We start from the raw sequence: 16,115 nt of genomic DNA on the forward strand, positions 1-16,115 counted from the left end.
ACAAGCACTATGGATCGTGACAAGGCGATCAAGTACATGCACGACCTGCTCCGCGCCCTGGTGGACCGCGAAGGGTCGGACCTGTTCATTACAGTCGGCATGCCGCCGGCGGCCAAGATCGACGGCCGTGTGGTGCCGATGACCGAGCAGAAGCTCACGCCTTCGCATACCCAGGCGCTGGTGCGTGCGCTGATGAACGACAAGCAGTCCGCTGAGTTCGAGCGCCATCAGGAGTGCAATTTCGCGATTGGCCTGCAGGGCGTTTCGCGCTTCCGCGTGAACGTCTTCACCCAGCGCGGCAGCCCGGGCATGGTCCTGCGCGTGATCAACACGGTGATCCCGAAGTTCGAGGACATCCAGATGCCGCCGCAGCTGGAGAAGATCACCATGGAGCGGCGCGGGCTGGTGATCTTCGTGGGCGGTACCGGGTCAGGCAAGTCGACCTCGCTGGCGGCGATGATCGGTTATCGCAACCGTACCTCCGCGGATCACATCGTCACCATCGAGGACCCGATCGAATTCGTCCACGAGCACGACAAGAGCATCATCACCCAGCGCGAGGTGGGCGTGGACACCGAGGGCTACGAGATTGCGCTGAAGAACACCCTGCGCCAGGCCCCGGACGTAATCCTCATCGGCGAGATCCGTGACCGCGAGACGATGGACTACGCGATCGCCTTTGCCGAGACCGGGCACCTGTGCCTCTCCACCCTGCACGCGAACAGCACCAACCAGGCGCTGGATCGCATCATCAACTTCTTCCCCGAAGACCGGCGCGAGCAGTTGCTGATGGACCTGTCGCTGAACCTCAAGGCGGTGATCTCGCAGCGCCTGGTGCGGCAGGAGAATGGCGAGGGCCGTGTGCCGGCGGTAGAAATCCTGATCAACACCCCGTTGATGGCCGACCTGATGCTGAAGGGTGCCGTGCACGAGATGAAGGAGCTGATTTCGCGGTCCCGCGAGCAGGGCATGCAGACCTTCGACCAGGCCCTGTTCGACCTCTACGAGACCCGCAAGATCAGCTACGAGGAGGCCCTGCGCAATGCCGATTCGGTGAACGACCTGCGGCTGCGCATCAAGCTCGACTCGCAGCGGGCACAGGATGACGGTGCCCCGGCGGTGGCGGACACGGGCGAGGGCCTGTCCGTGGACGAGCGCCCCGAGGACTACAGTGTCCGCTAGCGGCTGCTGCCGCTCGGGAGATCAGTGATGAGTCAACTGCAGATCGAACCGTACCTGAGTCTGATGGCGCAAAAGGCCGCCTCGGATCTGTTTTTCCTGACCGGTGCGCCTGCGAGCATCAAGGTCGATGGAGTCCTGCAGCCGATCTCGCGCAAGGCTCTCGCCCCCGGCCAGGCGGAGACCATCGCGCGCGAGATGATGACCGAACACCAAGCGGAGATCTTCGAGCGCGAGACGGCGGTCAACTTTGGTATCTCGCGTTCCGGACTCGGGCGCTTTCGTGTGAACGTCTATCGTCAGCGCGGCGAGGTCGCGATGGTGATCCGCTTCATCCGCATGTCCATCCCGACCATCGAGCAGCTCGGGCTACCCCCGGTGCTGGAGGAATTCGTCTCGCACCATGACGGGCTGGTACTGATTGTCGGCGCGACCGGGACCGGGAAGTCCACCACGCTGGCCTCGATGATCGACCACCGCAATACCCATTCCAGCGGTCACATCCTCACCGTCGAAGACCCGATCGAGTTTCTCTTTACGCACAAGCGCTCGATCGTCGGCCAGCGCGAGGTGGGGATCGATACCCCCAGCTACGATCACGCCCTGCAGGAGGGGATGCGCGAGGCGCCGGATGTGATCATGATCGGCGAGGTTCGCTCCCGCGAGACCATGCGCGCGGCCCTGACCTACGCCGATACGGGCCACCTGGTGCTGACGACCCTGCACGCGACCAATGCCACCCAGGCTCTGGATCGCGTGATCAATCTGTTCCCCGAGGACAATCGCCCGCAGATCCTCTCGGACCTGTCGCTGAACCTGCGCGCGATCATCGCCCAGCGCCTGCTGCAGACCAAGGACGGTCAGCGCGTGGCGGCGCTGGAGATCATGGTCAACACGCCGTATGTCTCCGAACTGATCCGCGACGAAAAGATCAGCGAGATCAAGGAGATCATGGCCAAGGGCAGCTCGGTGGGCATGCAGACCTTCGATCAGGCGATCGTCAAGTTGTTCAAGGGTGGTCGGGTCATGCTGGACGAGGCCCTGAACAAGGCGGACTCGCGTGCCGATCTTGAATGGCGTCTCAACTTCGGCGGCGGCGTCTCAGCGACCGACGAGGCCGAGGAAGACCTTCAGCTTCCCGGCAAGTAGGAGCCGGCTTGCCGGCGAAGCCCCTGCCAAAGTTGGGCCAGGGTCTTCCGGCCCGGGCTTTCCCCTCAGGCGCGTTCCGGTTCCGGAAAGACATCGGCGGCCGCAAACACCGGCCCGTCCACGCAGACCCGTTTCATGGCCACACCCTCGGGGGTACGCACTGGTACCGTGCAGCCGGCGCAGCCGCCCACCGCACAGGCCATGAATTCCTCCAGCGAGACCTGACAGGGCAGGCCGAATTCCGCCGCCAGTTCCGCGCAGGCCTCGAGCATCGGGTGCGGGCCGCAGGCATAGAGCTCGACCTGGTCACGCTCCACAGGCGAGAGCGTCTTGAGCCAGGCCCGGGCGAGGTCGGTCACGAAGCCGTCATGGGCACCGGGGATGCCCGCCTTCGAGGTCAGGCGGCAGGCCACACCCCAGTCTTCCAGCAGCGGCAGGGTCGCGATCGCGCCGTCCGGCAGCCCTGGCCAGAGGATTTCCGAGGGCTTCGCGCGAAACGGGAACGGCACCTCGGAGCCGAGGATCGCGCGGGTCTGGCCCGCCTCACCCTGGCGGCGCAGGTGATCGGCCAGAAAGATCATCGGCGGGATGCCGACGCCACCCCCGAGCAGTAGCCGCAGCGGGCGTTCCGGGGTCAGCCGGAACGGGATCCCGATCGGCCCCAGTACACTCAGGGAATCGCCGACCGGCTGTTGTGACAGCGCGCGCGTGCCGTCGCCCACGACCTTGTAGAGGAACTCGACCCACCCGGCCTCGCGGTCGACCCGCTGGATCGACAGGGGGCGCCGCATCGGCAGATTCGGCGAACACTGGATATGGGCGAACTGCCCTGGGGCGGCGCGGCGCGCGCATTCCGGTGCCTCGGCGCGCAGGATCCACTGCCCGGCCCCGGCATCCTGGTGCTCGAGGATGCGGGCCGTCTCCTGAAAAATCGTGCCGCGGTGGGGGCGTTCGGCGTCGGTGGGGGGCATGCGGTGTCCTTAGGGAAACACTGGATAATGTACACGCTCGCGCTCGAGTCGCTTCTGCGTGCGAACAAGGCGCGGCGACTGCTGTGCAGTCATTCTGCACAAGGGAACCGCAACGCCGTGCGCGCGCCCGTTTTTGATAACAACGGGCGGCCGAGCCCCTTCGTTCATTAAGTTGTGGGGTTGGTACCCCAGGTTCCCCGATCCTGCGTTGCGCCCCGAATCAATCAAGAACGGGCGGGTAGAACCACTACCCGCTGCACGACGCGCCTTGTCTCGGACAACCTGGGGTGCCAACGCGAGCGTGTACATTATTCAGTGTTTCCCTCAGTGGGCTGGGTCCAGGCTGGGCGGCCCGCCACCCAGGTCTCGCGAACCTGGCCGGTGAAGGTCCAGCCGAAAAACGGCGAGTTGCGCCCGGTGCTCAGCCAGTCCTGCTTGCGCATCTCCTGCAGCGCGGTGGGATCGTACAGCACGAAATCGGCCCGCGCGCCGGCGCCCAGTCGGCCCTGTTCGAAGTCCAGGATCTCGGCAGGTCCGGAGGTCACGCGCGCCAGCGCCTCGCCCAGACTCAGCAGGCCATCCTCGACCAGGCGCAGGGTCAGAGGTAGCAGGGTCTCCAGGGCCGAGATGCCCGGTTCGGTTCCGGCGAACGGTCCCAGCTTGGCGTCCGCCTCGTGCGGCTGGTGGTCCGAGCAAATGGCGCTGATCTCGCCGCGCGCGACGGCCGCGCGCAGACCGTCGCGGTCGCGCTGGGCCCGCAGCGGCGGAATCACATGGCCGTTCGGGTCGTATTCGGCCACATCGACCTCGGTCAGGAACAACTGGTGGGCAGCGACGTCGGCGGTGATCGGCAGTCCCTCGGCGCGTGCCTTGGCGATCATCTCGGCCCCGCGGCGCGTCGACAGGCGCGCGACATGCACGCGCGCCCCGGTCTGTTCGACCAGGGCCAGGATGGCGCCCAGCGCGGCGGTCTCTGCGGCTTCCGGGATCCCGGACAGGCCCAGGCGTGTGGAGACGGCGCCCTCGTGCATGCAGCCCGAGCCGGTCAGCGACAGGTCCTGGGCGGGCAGCACGATCGTCAGGCCGAAGGTGGTCGCGTACTCCAGAGCTCGGCGCAGCACCAGCAGGCTGGCCAGCGGCTTGTGGGCATTGCTCACACCGCGGGCCCCCGCCTGCTGCAGCGCCGCCATCTCGGCCAGCTGCTGCCCCTCCAGACGTTGTGTCAGAGCGCCCAGCGTATAGACCCGTACGCCGCAGGCCTGCCGTGCGCGGCGCGCAATCAGTTCGATCTCGGCCGGGGAGTCGATTGGCGGATCGGTATCCGGGGGAATCACGACGCTGGTGATGCCCCCGCGTGCAGCGGCCAGCGTCTCGCTGGCGATGGTGGCCTTGTGCTCCTCGCCGGGCTCGCGCATACGCGCGGACAGGTCGATCAGGCCGGGGAACACCCACAGCCCGCTGCCATCAATGCGCCGGCGTGGCTCGAAGCCGTCCGGTATCTGGCCCCGCGCCAGGATCTCGGCGCCCTGCACGCAGAGCGCCCCGACCGCGTCGTAGTCGTCCGCCGGATCGATGATTCGTACATTTTCGATCAGTACACTCACGACTGATGCGCCCCCATCACCATGGACATCACGGCCTGGCGGACCGAGATGCCGTAGGTCACCTGCTGCAGGATCACCGAGTGCGGCCCGTCCGCCACCGCGGACTCGATCTCCACGCCGCGATTCGCCGGGCCCGGGTGCATCACCAGGCAGGTGGGGTGCGCCAGTTGCAGACGGCGCGAGGTCAGGCCGAACAGCTGGTAGTACTCGTGCTCGGAGGGCAGATGGGCGTGCTCCATGCGCTCGCGCTGCAGACGCAGCATGATGATCACGTCGACGTCCTTCAGGCCGGCGTCGAGGTCGTTGTAGACGTGCACGCCGAGTTGGTCGACATTCGCCGGCAACAGCGAACAGGGTGCGACCACACGTACTTCGCCGGTCTGCAGGATGTTGAGCGCGTGGATCTGCGAGCGCGCGACGCGCGAGTGCAGGATGTCGCCCACGATCGCGACCTTCAGCTTGGTGAAGTCGCCCTTGTGCCGGCGGATGGTGAACATGTCCAGCAACGCCTGGGTGGGGTGCGCGTGGCGGCCGTCGCCGGCGTTCAGCACGCTGATGCCGGGGGCGACATGGCGGGCGATGAAATGCGCGGTCCCGCTCTCCTCGTGGCGTACCACGAACATGTCCACGTTCATCGCCTCGAGGTTGCGCAGGGTATCCAGCAGGCTTTCGCCCTTGACCGCCGAGGAAGTGCTGATGTTGATGTTGAGTACGTCCGCGGACAGGCGCTTGGCGGCCAGTTCGAAGGTGGTGCGGGTGCGGGTGCTGGCCTCGAAGAACAGATTGACGATGGTCTTGCCGCGCAGCAGCGGGACCTTCTTCACTGCCTTCTCGTTCATGTTCGCGAACGACTCGGCGGTATCCAGGATCTCGTTCAGGAGATCGCGGTTGAGGCCCTCGATGGTCAGCAGGTGGCGCAGCTGGCCGTCATCGGTCAGCTGCAGGCGATTGGGCAGCGGGCCCGGTTCCGGCAGGCGGGTGGCCCCGGCCAGGACCGGGGTGTCCACGGTATCGCTCATGCGTCGGCGTCCCCATCGGTCTCCAGGGTGACGCGCTCCAGGCGCAGGGGTTCGGGGCCGCGCAGCTTGATCTGCTCGCGGGTGCCGAGCTCCATGTGTTCCCCGACGATCGCGGCGGCGATCGGCAGTTCGCGCCCGTCGCGCTCGACCAGCACGGCGAGGGTGACCGAGGCGGGGCGCCCGTAGTCGAACAGTTCGTTCAGGGCGGCGCGGATCGTGCGCCCGGTGTAGAGCACATCGTCCACCAGCAGGACATGCACGCCGTCCAGGTCCTCCGGGAGTTCGGACGGGCGGACCTGTGGATGCATGCCGATGCGCGAGAAGTCGTCGCGGTAGAAGCTGATATCCAGCTTGCCCAGCGGCCTCTCCACCCCGAGGCGCTCGCGCAGGTGCTCGGCGATCCAGACTCCACCGGAGTGGATGCCGACCACCATCGGGTTGTCGATGTCGTGCCTGGCCAGGTACTGGCGCGTCTGGTCGGCCATGCGGTCGAGCAGGGTTGGGACGTCCGGCGTCTTCATGCGTTCTCCTGAAACCAGCCTTCGAGGATGACCGCGGCAGCGTGGGCATCCAGCCCCGGGTCGTGGCGTCCCCGCCCGCTGCGCTCGCGGGCCAGGTGCGATGTCAGATGCTCGTCGTACCAGTATACCGGTTGGTTGTAGCGCGCTTCGAGGGCGGCCCCGAACGCGCGAATGTGTTTCGCCAGCGGGGTGGGTTTGCCGTCCGCCTGGGTGGGCCAGCCGACGACAAAGCCCTCGGGCGTCCACTCGCTTACGAGCCTGTCGATCACGGGCCACAGCTCCGGTGAATCGGTGTTGAGTGTGCGCAGCCCGCGCGCCGCGCCGGTCAGTTCCTCGCCCACTGCGATCCCGATCCGCCGGCGGCCGTAGTCGAAGGCCAGAAGCCCCATGACGTTGCCGGGCCCGCCTCAGGCGTGGCCGGGCGCGGAGCTGATCAGGTTGACGTCGATGCCGATCAGCTTGGCCGCCCCGGCCCAGCGCTCGGCGCTGGGGTGGTCGAACAGGATGTCGGCATTGGCGCGGGTGGTCAGCCAGGCGTTATCGGCCAGTTCGCTCTCGAGTTGCCCCGGCCCCCAGCCGGCGTGTCCCAGGGCGATGAGGACGCGGTGCGGGCCGCGGCCCTCGTTGATGGCCTCCAGGATGTCGCGCGAGGTGGTCAGTACGATGGAGTCGGTTATGGGCTGGCTGCCCCGCCACTCGGGCTTTCCAGTGTGCAGCACGAAGCCGTGCTCGGGCTGGACCGGGCCGCCCCGGTAGACCGGGATCTCCGGCAGCTCGTCGCGAGGCTCGAGATCGACGTGCTGCAGCAGGTCGCGCAGCGACAACTCGGTGGGCTGGTTGATGACCAGCCCCAGGGCCCCTTCGGCGTCGTGGTCGCAGATGTAGGTGACCGCATGGCTGAAGTAGCCATCGTTCAGGCTCGGCATCGCGATCAGGAAGTGATCGCGCAGGCTGGCCGCGCTCGAGCTGGAAGGAGCTTGCGTCATGTGTTCAGTATCGGCGCTGCTCCGTTATGCCGCAAGGAACCCGGGGCCTACCGAATCTGCTCCATCTGGTCGCGGCGGAAGGCCCAGGTCCGGGTGATCACGAGTTCGTCATATTCCTCGCGCATCTGCTCGGTGAAGGGGGCATAAGGGGCGGCCAGCTCCACAATGCGCATCGCGGCCTGGTCCAGCACCGGCTCGCCGGAACTGCGGGCGATCTCGATATCCATCAGCTCGCCATCCGGGTTCAGGCGCACCGACAGCACCAGTGTGCCGGACAGGCCCCGGCGGCGGGCCTCGTCGGGGTAGTTCAGGTTGCCGACGCGCTCGACCTTGTTGATCCAGGCCTGCAGATACGCGGCCTCCGGCGCGCTGCGCGCGGCGAGGCTGTCGAGGTAGCGGGTGCGGGTGGCGCGGGTGGAGAATTCGCGGCGCTCCTCGGCCGGGGCCGCGCGCGCGGTGTCCAGGCCCCGGTTCATCAGCGCGGCGGCCGACGGGCGTTCCTCCGCCTGAGGGGACTCGATCGGTTCGGGTTCGGCGACTTCGGGGGCTGTCGGCGCGGCTTCGTCCGTCTCGGCCTCCACGGCCTCGGGCTCCGGTTCGGGTTCCGGCTGGGCGGGCTCCATGACCAGCGGCCCCGCGTCCGGCAGCGGGGCCTCGACCCCCTCGGGCTCCGGTTCGCCGATGCCTTCGGCCTCGGCCTCGGCCTCCGGCGACAGCGCCTCCTGCACCTCCTCGCCTTCGCCGCTGGCGGCCTGGTCCTCGGTGGCGATGCGCTCGACCTCTTCCGGCTCTGGCTCCTGTGCGTCCGGGTCGGTCACCCAGGTCACGTCCAGGGGCTCGCGGGAAGGCGTGTCCAGTGGGTCAACGGCGAAGCCGATGCCGAGGATGATCAGGGCATGCGCGACCACGGCCAGAAACAGCATCGGGCCCAGCTGGCCGCGACGCTGCGGAGATTCGGGTTCAAGGGTGCCGTGCGAGACGGACATGGCGCTGGATCCGGGGGTCTGCGAGCACGTGTGCGGCCAGTATACCGGTCACGCTGCCGGCAATCAGGGCGGCCAGCAATAGTGGGGGTAGCACCAGTGGCAGGTTCGGGTGCGGGATGATCACGCCCCAGGCCAGCAGGAACTGACCGGTGATGTGCGCCATAGCGGCGGCGATGGCGAGGCCCAGTGCGCCGATATGGCGTGGCGCCAGTGGGCGCAGCAGACCGAGCGCGGCCAGGGCGGCCAGGGCCCCGGCCAGCGACAGCCAGAAGGCGGGGCTCAGCAGCGTGCCGAGCAGCAGGGCGGCGCCGACGACCCGGATGAGGGTGACCGCGACCGCCGCGCGCCAGCCCAGAGTGAGCAGGACGATCAGGGTCACGATGTTCGCCAGCCCCGGCTTGATACCAGGCACCGGGCTCGGGATCGCCGCCTCCAGGACCTGGACACCGATGGCGATGGCGGCCAGCGCGGCGATGGTGCGGTCGCGTTGTGTCAAAGTGTCGGGGGTGGAGATGGTCACGCCGGGCTCAGTAGTGAAGGCTGTCATGGCTGGGGCCGCGACCCTGGACCTGCAGGGTCAGCCGGTTGGGGAGGCTGACCGCGACCTCGCCGTGGCGCTGCAGCCAGCCGCTGTTCTCGCAGATGTTGCGCGTGCCGGGGGATTCGGCGCAGCGCGCCCTGCCCGGCTCGATCTGCACGCGGGTGATGCCGGCCGGGCCGTGGATCTCGATTTCGCGGGTGCGGTCCAGGGGTTCCTGCCGTGGCGGCTCGCCGGTCTGGGTGATGACCAGCATGGAGGCCTCCGTATCCGGCAGGTAGGCAAGGACAAAGGCCGCGACCACTGTGGCGCTGGCCAGGGCGGCGATCAGCCCGTCGCCCCAGCGCAGATGGGAAAACGTCACGGCAGAGCGCGCTCCTCGAGCGCGGGCTGGCTGTCTTCCATGCGCACCCGTTCGACCATCGCCGGGGTTGCCTCGATGCGATCGTCGAGCACCACCAGGGCGGCCTCGATACCCATCTTGCGGGTATAGCGCGGCCATTCCTCGGGGCCGGCGATCATCAGCGTGGTCGCGGCGGCATCGGCCAGCGCGGGATCGCTGTGCAGCACGGTGGCGCCGTGGATGCCTTTACTGGGGCGTCCGCTGCGCGGGTCGATCACATGGTGGATATGTTCGCCGTCCCATTCGTAGCCGCGCTCGTAGTCGCCGGAGCTGAACAGTGCTTCGCCTGCATCAAGCTCGATACTCCCGAGAATGCCACCCTGCGGGTGGCGGATCGCGACCTGCCAGGCCCGATCCGTGGGGCGCCCGAGGGTCATCAGGTCGCCACCGGCGTTGAAGATCGCGGCCTCCACACCCTGGTCCTGCAGCAGGTCGAGCATGCGTTCGACGGCGAGGCCCTTGGCGAGCCCCCCGAAATCCAGCTGCAGGTCCGCGTGCTGGCCGCGCAGACGTACCCCATTGCGCTCGACGTCGCGCATGCTGGGCGGATCTTCGAGCAGCGCCTCCAGGGTTTCGTCGTCCGGTGGCGGGCCCTCGGGCTCGTCCTGATGAAAGCCCCAGGCGGCGATCAGCTTGCCCAGCGCCGGGTTAAACAGGCCGTCGCTCAGCTCTTCCATTTCCTTGCCACGTTCAATCAGTGGCAGGACAGAGGGCGGGGCGCTGAACTCGGCCCGAAGCGCCAGCAGTTCATTGGTGCGCCCGAGTGATCCGGGCTCCCAGGCATGCCAGGAGGTATGCAGGATCTCCAGTTCGGCCTGCAGCTCGGATTCCAGCGCCTCCAGGTCGTAGGCCCCGGCGGGGTAGAGCGTGACGTCCACGATCGTGCCAAAGGCGAAGAAATTCAGGGTCTCGGTGTCCGGCGTGTCGCGGTCGCAGCCGGCCAGGGCCAGCGCGGCGAGCAGAATCGGTCCGACGAGGGCCTGGCGGGCGCGCAGAAACGGGATCGGCATGGGCATCACCTCGCGGGATCAGGGGTGGGTCAGGTAGTCGATGAACTGGCCGGCGAGGTCGTCGCCGCAGGCGGCATCGAGTTCGCGTACGCCGGTGGGGCTGGTCACGTTGATCTCGGTCAGGTAGTCGCCGATCACGTCGATACCGACGAAATCCAGGCCTCGGCGCTTGAGCTCGGGGGCGATCTGCGCGCAGATCCAGCGGTCGCGATCGGTCAGGGGTACGGCCTCGCCGCGCCCGCCGACGGCCAGGTTGGCCCGGGTCTCGCCCTCGGCCGGGATTCGTGCCAGTGCATAGTCGTAGGGTTCGCCCCCGATCAGGATGATGCGCTTGTCGCCGGCGGTGTATTCCGGCAGGAAGCGCTGGGCGACAATGGTGCGCTGATCGAATTCGGTCATGGTCTCGAGGATGACCGAGAGGTTGGGGTCGCCCTCGCGGATGCGGAATACCGAGGCCCCGCCCATGCCGTCCAGTGGTTTGACCACGATGTCGCCGTGGTGATCGAGGAAGGCGCGGATGCGCGCGCGGTCGCGGGTGATCAGGGTCGGCGGCCCGCAGTCGACGAAATGCGTGGCGAAGGCCTTCTCGTTTACATCGCGCAGGGCCCCGGGCCGATTGACTACCCGCACGCCGTCACGCTCGGCCAGGTCCAGGGCGTAGGTGGCGTAGATGTATTCGAGGTCGAACGGCGGGTCCTTGCGCATCAGCAGGAGATCGAAGCGACTGGCGTCGCCTTCTTGCTCGGGCCCCAGGGTGTAGTAGTCCTCGCGCTGGTCGCGCACCGCCACCGGGCGGCTGCGGACATATGCGCGCCCTTCTTCGATCCACAGATCGCCGGGTTCCAGGTAGTGCAGGCGGTGCCCGCGTGCCTGGGCGGCGAGCAGCATGGCGAAGGTGGTGTCCTTCCAGGGCTTGATGCCGGCGATGGGGTCCATCAGGACAGCGATGTCATGCGCCACGAGCGGTTCCGCAGTGTCAGAATGTGGCTCGAGTATGCCATGTCATTGCGGCGCTCATGGATCCCCGTCGAGGCAGGGCCGCTTCTACTCCTTGCGCTGCTCGCGGGGGCAGGCAATATCATTGTGTGCTGTTTGTCACGGGGTCGAGCTTCCGATAGATTCGGGGGCGCAGAGAGCCTTCAGGGGGAGCAGGGTGGCGAACGCATTGGCAGAAGCGGACTCGGCTGCCGAGTTTCAGGGGCTGAAAGTCATGGTCATCGATGACAGCAAGACCATTCGGCGCACGGCCGAATCCTTGCTGCAAAAGCACGGTGCGGACGTCATTACGGCCGTGGATGGCTTCGAGGCCCTGTCCAAGGTGGCCAACTCCAACCCGGATATCATTTTTATCGATGTCATGATGCCGCGTCTGGATGGCTACCAGACCTGCGCGCTGATCAAGAACAACAAACGGTTCCGGGCCACGCCGATCATCATGCTGTCGAGCAAGGACAGCGTGTTCGACAAGGCCAAGGGCCGCGTGGTTGGCTCCGAGGATTACCTGACCAAGCCCTTCACCCGGGATGACCTCCTGGGTGCGATGCGCCAGTACACTCGCCCGGCAGGAAGCTGAACCCCGCCGCACCACAAGATGCCGACAAGGAACGACCCATGGCCCGCATCCTGATCGTTGATGACTCCCCGACCGAGATCCATGTCCTGCGCACCATGCTGGAGAAGCATGGCCATGCCGTGACCACGGCCGAAAGCGGCGAGGAGGGCGTGGCTGCGGCCAAGGCGCAGGTCCCGGATCTGGTGCTGATGGATGTGGTGATGCCGGGGCTCAATGGCTTCCAGGCCACCCGCGAGTTGTCGAAATCCGACGAGACCTCGCATGTGCCCGTGGTCGTGGTGTCCACCAAGGACCAGGCCACGGACCGGGTCTGGGCCATGCGCCAGGGGGCCCGGGACTACATCACCAAACCGGTGGCGGAAAAGGACCTGCTGCAAACCATCGGTAAGTACCTGAACGCATGAAGATCGAGCGGTCCACGCCCTACGCCCTGCTCGCGAGTCTCGATCGCGAAGGGCGTCGCGTGAACCGCGAACTGCGAAGGGATATCGGCACGGGCTGGCGCGGGGTGCTGCTCCGTGTCGCCGATTTCCGTTTTCTGGTCGACATGGATTCGATCGCCGAGGTGGCCGATCCGCTGTCGTTGACTCGAGTGCCGCTGGCGGACCCGGCCGTGCTGGGTGTGGGGAATCTGCGCGGGCTGGTCCTGCCGGTATTCGACATGGGCAAGCTGTTGCTGGACGTTCCCTTGCCGCACGATGCGGCCGGGCAGCGTGTCGTAGTGGCCCCCCAGGGACACGGTATGGCCGGTTTGCTGGTGAGTCAGGTCGAGGGCATGCGGCGCTGCATTCCGTCGCAACGGCGACTGCAGGTGTCGGTGCCCGACCGTGTGCGTCCCTTTATTACCGGTGGATTCGACCTTGGGCACCGGTTGCACCCGGTGCTGGATCTGGATCTGCTTTTGAATGACACCAATCGCTTTGCCGGCATGGAGCTGGCTGGGGCATCGAATACCGAACAGACCGCGACCGCTGTATAAGCGGAGCCGGCGGGCTGCAACAGGGGGTATGACGTATGGGATCGAGTCGACGCTTGCGCAATATCGTCCTCGGGGGGGTGCTGGTGCTGGCCCTGATCGCGACGGGCGTGGCTTTTACCTACCACGAATTCGAGCAAAGCCAGTATCGCGACCGTGTCGCCCTGGCCAGCGAGATGCAGCTGCTTTCGCAGCGATTGGCGACGGGTACCCTGGAAGCGGCCGGGGGCTCCGAACAGGCGATTACCGATATCACGGAGTTGCGCAACCGCTTCGACGATCAGTTCGAGCGGTTGCGCGATGGGGGCGACGGTCTGCTGCCGCTGCCCGAGGCAGTGTCCAGCGAACTGTCGGACGTCAATCGCGAGTGGTCGCTTTATCGTGATGATGTCACCACCGTCATCGTGGGCTCCGATGACATTGAGCAGGTGACGGAGTTTTCCGAGGCGGTGGAGGCCTTCTCGCCCGAGCTGGCACGTCTGTCCGATGACGTGGTGCGGCGCATGGTCCAGATCGGGGAGTCGCCGGAGCAGGTTTATGCGGCCTCGCGCCAGACCATGCTCATTCAGCGCATCGCCAATAACCTCAACCAGGTGTTGCAGGGTGGCGCCGCAGCGGCTACCGCGATCGAGCGGTTCGAGCGCGATGCCACGTTGTACGGGCGTGTGCTCGATGGCCTGATCGAGGGCTTCGAACCCCTGGGTATCGAGCGCGTCGATGACGCCGAGACCCAGCGTACGCTGCAGGAGATCGCGACGTTGTTCATCGCCTTCAGCGAGGCGGTCGAGGGGGTGCTGGATACCTCGTCGCAGATCTTCGAGATCAATGCGGCCGCCTCCTCGGTCGAGGCTCGCTCTGGGGCCATGCTGGATGTGACCGGTGGTCTCGAGGCTGCGCTCAACCGCGAGGCCGAGCAGGCGGGTGTGATTGCCCTGGTCGGGTTCGCCCTGGGTGGTCTGGCGCTGCTGCTGTTGATCGCGATGGGGCTGTTCCTCTACCGCGACACCAAGCGCGAGCTGGCCGAGACTGAGGCGCAGAACGAGCGCAACCAGCAGGCCATCCTGCGCCTGCTGGACGAGATGATGAACCTCGCCGATGGGGACCTCACCGTCAACGCGACCGTGACCGAGGACTTCACCGGGGCGATCGCGGACTCGATGAACTACGCGATCGAGAACCTGCGTACCCTGGTCGCGACCATTAACACGGTGGCCGCGGACATCAGCGAATCCTCGGCCGCGACCCGTTCGCAGGTGCTGGGGCTGGCGGAGAAGTCCGAGGAACAAGCCCGCGAGATCCAGCAGGCGAACGATGCAATCGACGAGGTGAGCGAGTCGGTCGACAAGGTCGCGCAGGATGCCGGGCAGTCGGCCCAGGTGGCGCGAAATTCGGTGGAGATCGCGTCCAAGGGCGCGGCCACGGTGCGCCGCTCGATCGAAGGCATGGATACCATCCGCGAGCAGATCCAGGAGACGGCAAAACGAATCAAGCGCCTGGGCGAGTCCTCGCAGGAGATCGGCGACATCATCGGGCTGATCAATGATATTGCCGAGCAGACCAACGTGCTCGCGCTGAACGCTGCGATCCAGGCCTCCGCCGCAGGCGAGGCAGGTCGCGGGTTCGCGGTGGTGGCGGACGAGGTCCAGCGCCTCGCGGAGCGCTCCTCCGGCGCGACGCGTCAGGTCGAGGGTCTGGTCAAGGCGATCCAGGCGGATACCAGCGAGGCGGTTTCGTCGATGGAACAAAGTACCGCCAACGTGGTGTCCGGGGCCGAGATGGCCCAGGCGGCGGGCGAGGCGCTGGCCGAGATCGAGCAGGTGTCTGCCGATCTGGCGGATCTGATCGACGGGATCGCGAACTCGGCACGCCAGCAGTCGGAGATGGCGCGCAACGTGACCTCGATCATGGGCCAGATCCGCGAGATCACCTCGGAGACCACTCAGGGTACCCAGTCCACCGCGGCCGCCATCGGCGATCTGGCGCAACTGTCCGCGCAGCTCCAGTCCTCGGTGTCGGACTTCAAGCTCCCCGACCCGACGCTGCCCGAGCCTGGCGACGAGACCGCCGAGCCCGATGCGTCGTCCGAGGAAACCGTCCCGAACGAGCAGCGCGCCTGACGCCGGGCCGCAGATATGGCACCCAGCGCACTGAATTGGGTCCGCGACGAGCTCGACAAACTCTTTGTCGAGCTCCAGGACGCCCTGCGGCGCTATGCCGAGGACCCGGCCTGTGACGACTGCCTGAACGAGGCCCGGGCGGGACTGGAGCAGATTCGCGGCACCCTGACCATGGTGCAGGTCGAGAGCGTGGTCCTGATCTGCGACGAGATGTTGCAGGTGATGGATCTGCAGCAGGGAGCCGAGCCGCCCAGCCCGGAGGCAACCGAGGCGCTCTTGCGCGCCGCGCTGCAGTTGCCCGACTACCTTGAGCAGGAGGGCGACTCGGAACTGCCTTCGCCGATGATCCTGGTCCCGTTGCTCAACGAGCTGCGTGCAGCGCGGGGCGCCACCTTGCTGATGGACGTCGCGGCCTTGATGCCGGATCTGCAGGTGGTGGACGACGGTCGAGTCGGGGCCGGTGGTGAGGCGCTACAGCCTGAGGAGCGCGCACGGCGCCTGCAAGAGGCCCGTCGGGGCTTTCAGCGCGAGCTCCTCGAGTTGGTTCGCGGTGATGTGATCGCGGCGGCTCGCCGCCTGAAGCCCGTGGCACAGCAGATCGAGGAAATGGTCCCCCCGGGGGATCTCCGGCGCCTGTTCTGGATTACCGGTGGCATCCTGGAGTCGCTCGCGGATGAGGGCCTCGAGGCCAGTACCGATATTCGCCGCCTGATCGGGCGTGTGGACCGCGAGCTCGGGCGATACCTGGGCATCCTCAGCGAGCATTGCGAATCGAACGACGATGGCTCGGAGCCCGATCACGCCATCCCGGATGACCTGATCAAGACCTTGCTGTTCCACATTGCGTACATGGACGCCCCCGGTTTGCCAAGCGTTTGAGTAGATGGTTTCGGGGCGACGATTGCTCCCGTACATTCGGACTGCGTGTGCGGCTTTCATTCGCCACGGTCCCGGATGGATTCCGCGGGTGGAGGGTCCCAGCGAGGTCGCGCACTCGAGGTGCTTCGCAATGATCGGACTGGCCCCCACCGGGATCGCTCCCGTTGCCATCATGCTCAATCGCTTGCGCAATCGAGGGTTGGG

The 16,115-nt window shown here is 66.8% G+C and carries 17 protein-coding genes and 1 pseudogene; 7 read left to right on the forward strand and 11 right to left on the reverse strand.

What is annotated here, in order from left to right:
• Positions 1-9: 9 nt before the first annotated feature.
• The gene (locus F813_RS0100195; protein WP_017925113.1) at positions 10-1,182 is read left to right on the forward strand and encodes a PilT/PilU family type 4a pilus ATPase; all 1,173 of its coding nucleotides are present in this window, start codon (positions 10-12) and stop codon (positions 1,180-1,182) included.
• Between the two features lie 27 nt (positions 1,183-1,209).
• On the forward strand, positions 1,210-2,328 hold the full coding sequence (locus F813_RS0100200; protein ID WP_017925114.1) for a PilT/PilU family type 4a pilus ATPase: 1,119 nt from the start codon (positions 1,210-1,212) through the stop codon (positions 2,326-2,328).
• Between the two features lie 65 nt (positions 2,329-2,393).
• Here F813_RS0100200 and F813_RS0100205 read toward each other — a convergent pair whose 3' ends face one another.
• From F813_RS0100205 to gshB, 11 genes are all read right to left on the reverse strand, one after another.
• Entirely contained in the window at positions 2,394-3,299 is a 906-nt protein-coding gene (locus F813_RS0100205; protein WP_017925115.1) for a dihydroorotate dehydrogenase electron transfer subunit, read from the reverse strand.
• 308 nt (positions 3,300-3,607) lie between these two features.
• Positions 3,608-4,903 carry a dihydroorotase gene (locus F813_RS0100210; RefSeq protein ID WP_012983772.1) on the reverse strand — a complete coding sequence of 432 codons (1,296 nt, stop codon included), beginning with the start codon at positions 4,901-4,903 and terminating at the stop codon, positions 3,608-3,610.
• Positions 4,900-5,922, reverse strand: coding sequence for an aspartate carbamoyltransferase catalytic subunit (locus F813_RS0100215; RefSeq protein ID WP_017925116.1), 1,023 nt, complete (start codon positions 5,920-5,922; stop codon positions 4,900-4,902). The genes F813_RS0100210 and F813_RS0100215 overlap by 4 nt, the downstream gene beginning before the upstream one ends.
• The gene (gene pyrR / locus F813_RS0100220) at positions 5,919-6,443 is read right to left on the reverse strand and encodes a bifunctional pyr operon transcriptional regulator/uracil phosphoribosyltransferase PyrR (protein ID WP_012983770.1); all 525 of its coding nucleotides are present in this window, start codon (positions 6,441-6,443) and stop codon (positions 5,919-5,921) included. The genes F813_RS0100215 and pyrR overlap by 4 nt, the downstream gene beginning before the upstream one ends.
• Entirely contained in the window at positions 6,440-6,832 is a 393-nt protein-coding gene (ruvX, locus tag F813_RS0100225; protein ID WP_017925117.1) for a Holliday junction resolvase RuvX, read from the reverse strand. Before ruvX ends, pyrR begins: the two co-directional genes overlap by 4 nt.
• Before the next feature lie 18 nt (positions 6,833-6,850).
• On the reverse strand, positions 6,851-7,429 hold the full coding sequence (locus F813_RS0100230) for a YqgE/AlgH family protein (protein ID WP_012983768.1): 579 nt from the start codon (positions 7,427-7,429) through the stop codon (positions 6,851-6,853).
• A gap of 47 nt (positions 7,430-7,476) precedes the next feature.
• The gene (locus F813_RS0100235; protein ID WP_017925118.1) at positions 7,477-8,415 is read right to left on the reverse strand and encodes an energy transducer TonB; all 939 of its coding nucleotides are present in this window, start codon (positions 8,413-8,415) and stop codon (positions 7,477-7,479) included.
• A complete protein-coding gene (locus tag F813_RS0100240) occupies positions 8,390-8,935 on the reverse strand; it encodes a Gx transporter family protein (protein ID WP_017925119.1) in 546 nt (181 codons plus the stop codon). Before F813_RS0100240 ends, F813_RS0100235 begins: the two co-directional genes overlap by 26 nt.
• A 7-nt stretch (positions 8,936-8,942) precedes the next feature.
• Positions 8,943-9,317 carry a NusG domain II-containing protein gene (locus tag F813_RS0100245; protein ID WP_012983765.1) on the reverse strand — a complete coding sequence of 125 codons (375 nt, stop codon included), beginning with the start codon at positions 9,315-9,317 and terminating at the stop codon, positions 8,943-8,945.
• Positions 9,314-10,366, reverse strand: a complete 1,053-nt coding sequence (locus F813_RS0100250; protein WP_017925120.1) for an FAD:protein FMN transferase — start codon at positions 10,364-10,366, stop codon at positions 9,314-9,316. The genes F813_RS0100245 and F813_RS0100250 overlap by 4 nt, the downstream gene beginning before the upstream one ends.
• A gap of 18 nt (positions 10,367-10,384) precedes the next feature.
• Positions 10,385-11,326: a glutathione synthase gene (gshB, locus tag F813_RS0100255; protein WP_017925121.1), complete on the reverse strand. Its 942-nt coding sequence runs from the start codon at positions 11,324-11,326 to the stop codon at positions 10,385-10,387.
• Between the two features lie 193 nt (positions 11,327-11,519).
• On the opposite strand from gshB, the gene F813_RS0100260 reads away from it, so the two are divergent.
• The 5 genes and pseudogenes from F813_RS0100260 to F813_RS0100280 form a co-directional block, all read left to right on the forward strand.
• Positions 11,520-11,939 (forward strand): PleD family two-component system response regulator, encoded by a 420-nt coding sequence (locus tag F813_RS0100260; RefSeq protein ID WP_017925122.1) that lies wholly within the window; start codon positions 11,520-11,522, stop codon positions 11,937-11,939.
• A gap of 38 nt (positions 11,940-11,977) precedes the next feature.
• Positions 11,978-12,343 carry a PleD family two-component system response regulator gene (locus tag F813_RS0100265; RefSeq protein ID WP_012983761.1) on the forward strand — a complete coding sequence of 122 codons (366 nt, stop codon included), beginning with the start codon at positions 11,978-11,980 and terminating at the stop codon, positions 12,341-12,343.
• Positions 12,340-12,918, forward strand: a complete 579-nt coding sequence (locus tag F813_RS0100270) for a chemotaxis protein CheW (RefSeq protein WP_012983760.1) — start codon at positions 12,340-12,342, stop codon at positions 12,916-12,918. The genes F813_RS0100265 and F813_RS0100270 overlap by 4 nt, the downstream gene beginning before the upstream one ends.
• A gap of 35 nt (positions 12,919-12,953) precedes the next feature.
• Positions 12,954-15,032, forward strand: coding sequence for a methyl-accepting chemotaxis protein (locus F813_RS0100275; protein WP_038059901.1), 2,079 nt, complete (start codon positions 12,954-12,956; stop codon positions 15,030-15,032).
• A 15-nt stretch (positions 15,033-15,047) separates the two neighbouring features.
• A pseudogene (locus F813_RS0100280) lies at positions 15,048-15,896 on the forward strand (Hpt domain-containing protein); the annotation flags it as partial.
• Positions 15,897-16,115: the final 219 nt, after the last annotated feature.

Source organism: Thioalkalivibrio sp. HL-Eb18, from assembly GCF_000364985.1.
In the GTDB taxonomy this organism is placed as follows: domain Bacteria; phylum Pseudomonadota; class Gammaproteobacteria; order Ectothiorhodospirales; family Ectothiorhodospiraceae; genus Thioalkalivibrio.

Coding starts and splice junctions, on each gene's coding strand:
- F813_RS0100195 (WP_017925113.1), top strand. CDS start 10: ATGGATCGTGACAAGGCGATCAAGTACATGCACGACCTGCTCCGCGCC.
- F813_RS0100200 (WP_017925114.1), top strand. CDS start 1,210: ATGAGTCAACTGCAGATCGAACCGTACCTGAGTCTGATGGCGCAAAAG.
- F813_RS0100205 (WP_017925115.1), bottom strand. CDS start 3,299: ATGCCCCCCACCGACGCCGAACGCCCCCACCGCGGCACGATTTTTCAG.
- F813_RS0100215 (WP_017925116.1), bottom strand. CDS start 5,922: ATGAGCGATACCGTGGACACCCCGGTCCTGGCCGGGGCCACCCGCCTG.
- pyrR (WP_012983770.1), bottom strand. CDS start 6,443: ATGAAGACGCCGGACGTCCCAACCCTGCTCGACCGCATGGCCGACCAG.
- ruvX (WP_017925117.1), bottom strand. CDS start 6,832: ATGGGGCTTCTGGCCTTCGACTACGGCCGCCGGCGGATCGGGATCGCA.
- F813_RS0100230 (WP_012983768.1), bottom strand. CDS start 7,429: ATGACGCAAGCTCCTTCCAGCTCGAGCGCGGCCAGCCTGCGCGATCAC.
- F813_RS0100235 (WP_017925118.1), bottom strand. CDS start 8,415: ATGTCCGTCTCGCACGGCACCCTTGAACCCGAATCTCCGCAGCGTCGC.
- F813_RS0100250 (WP_017925120.1), bottom strand. CDS start 10,366: ATGCCGATCCCGTTTCTGCGCGCCCGCCAGGCCCTCGTCGGACCGATT.
- F813_RS0100265 (WP_012983761.1), top strand. CDS start 11,978: ATGGCCCGCATCCTGATCGTTGATGACTCCCCGACCGAGATCCATGTC.
- F813_RS0100270 (WP_012983760.1), top strand. CDS start 12,340: ATGAAGATCGAGCGGTCCACGCCCTACGCCCTGCTCGCGAGTCTCGAT.
- F813_RS0100275 (WP_038059901.1), top strand. CDS start 12,954: ATGGGATCGAGTCGACGCTTGCGCAATATCGTCCTCGGGGGGGTGCTG.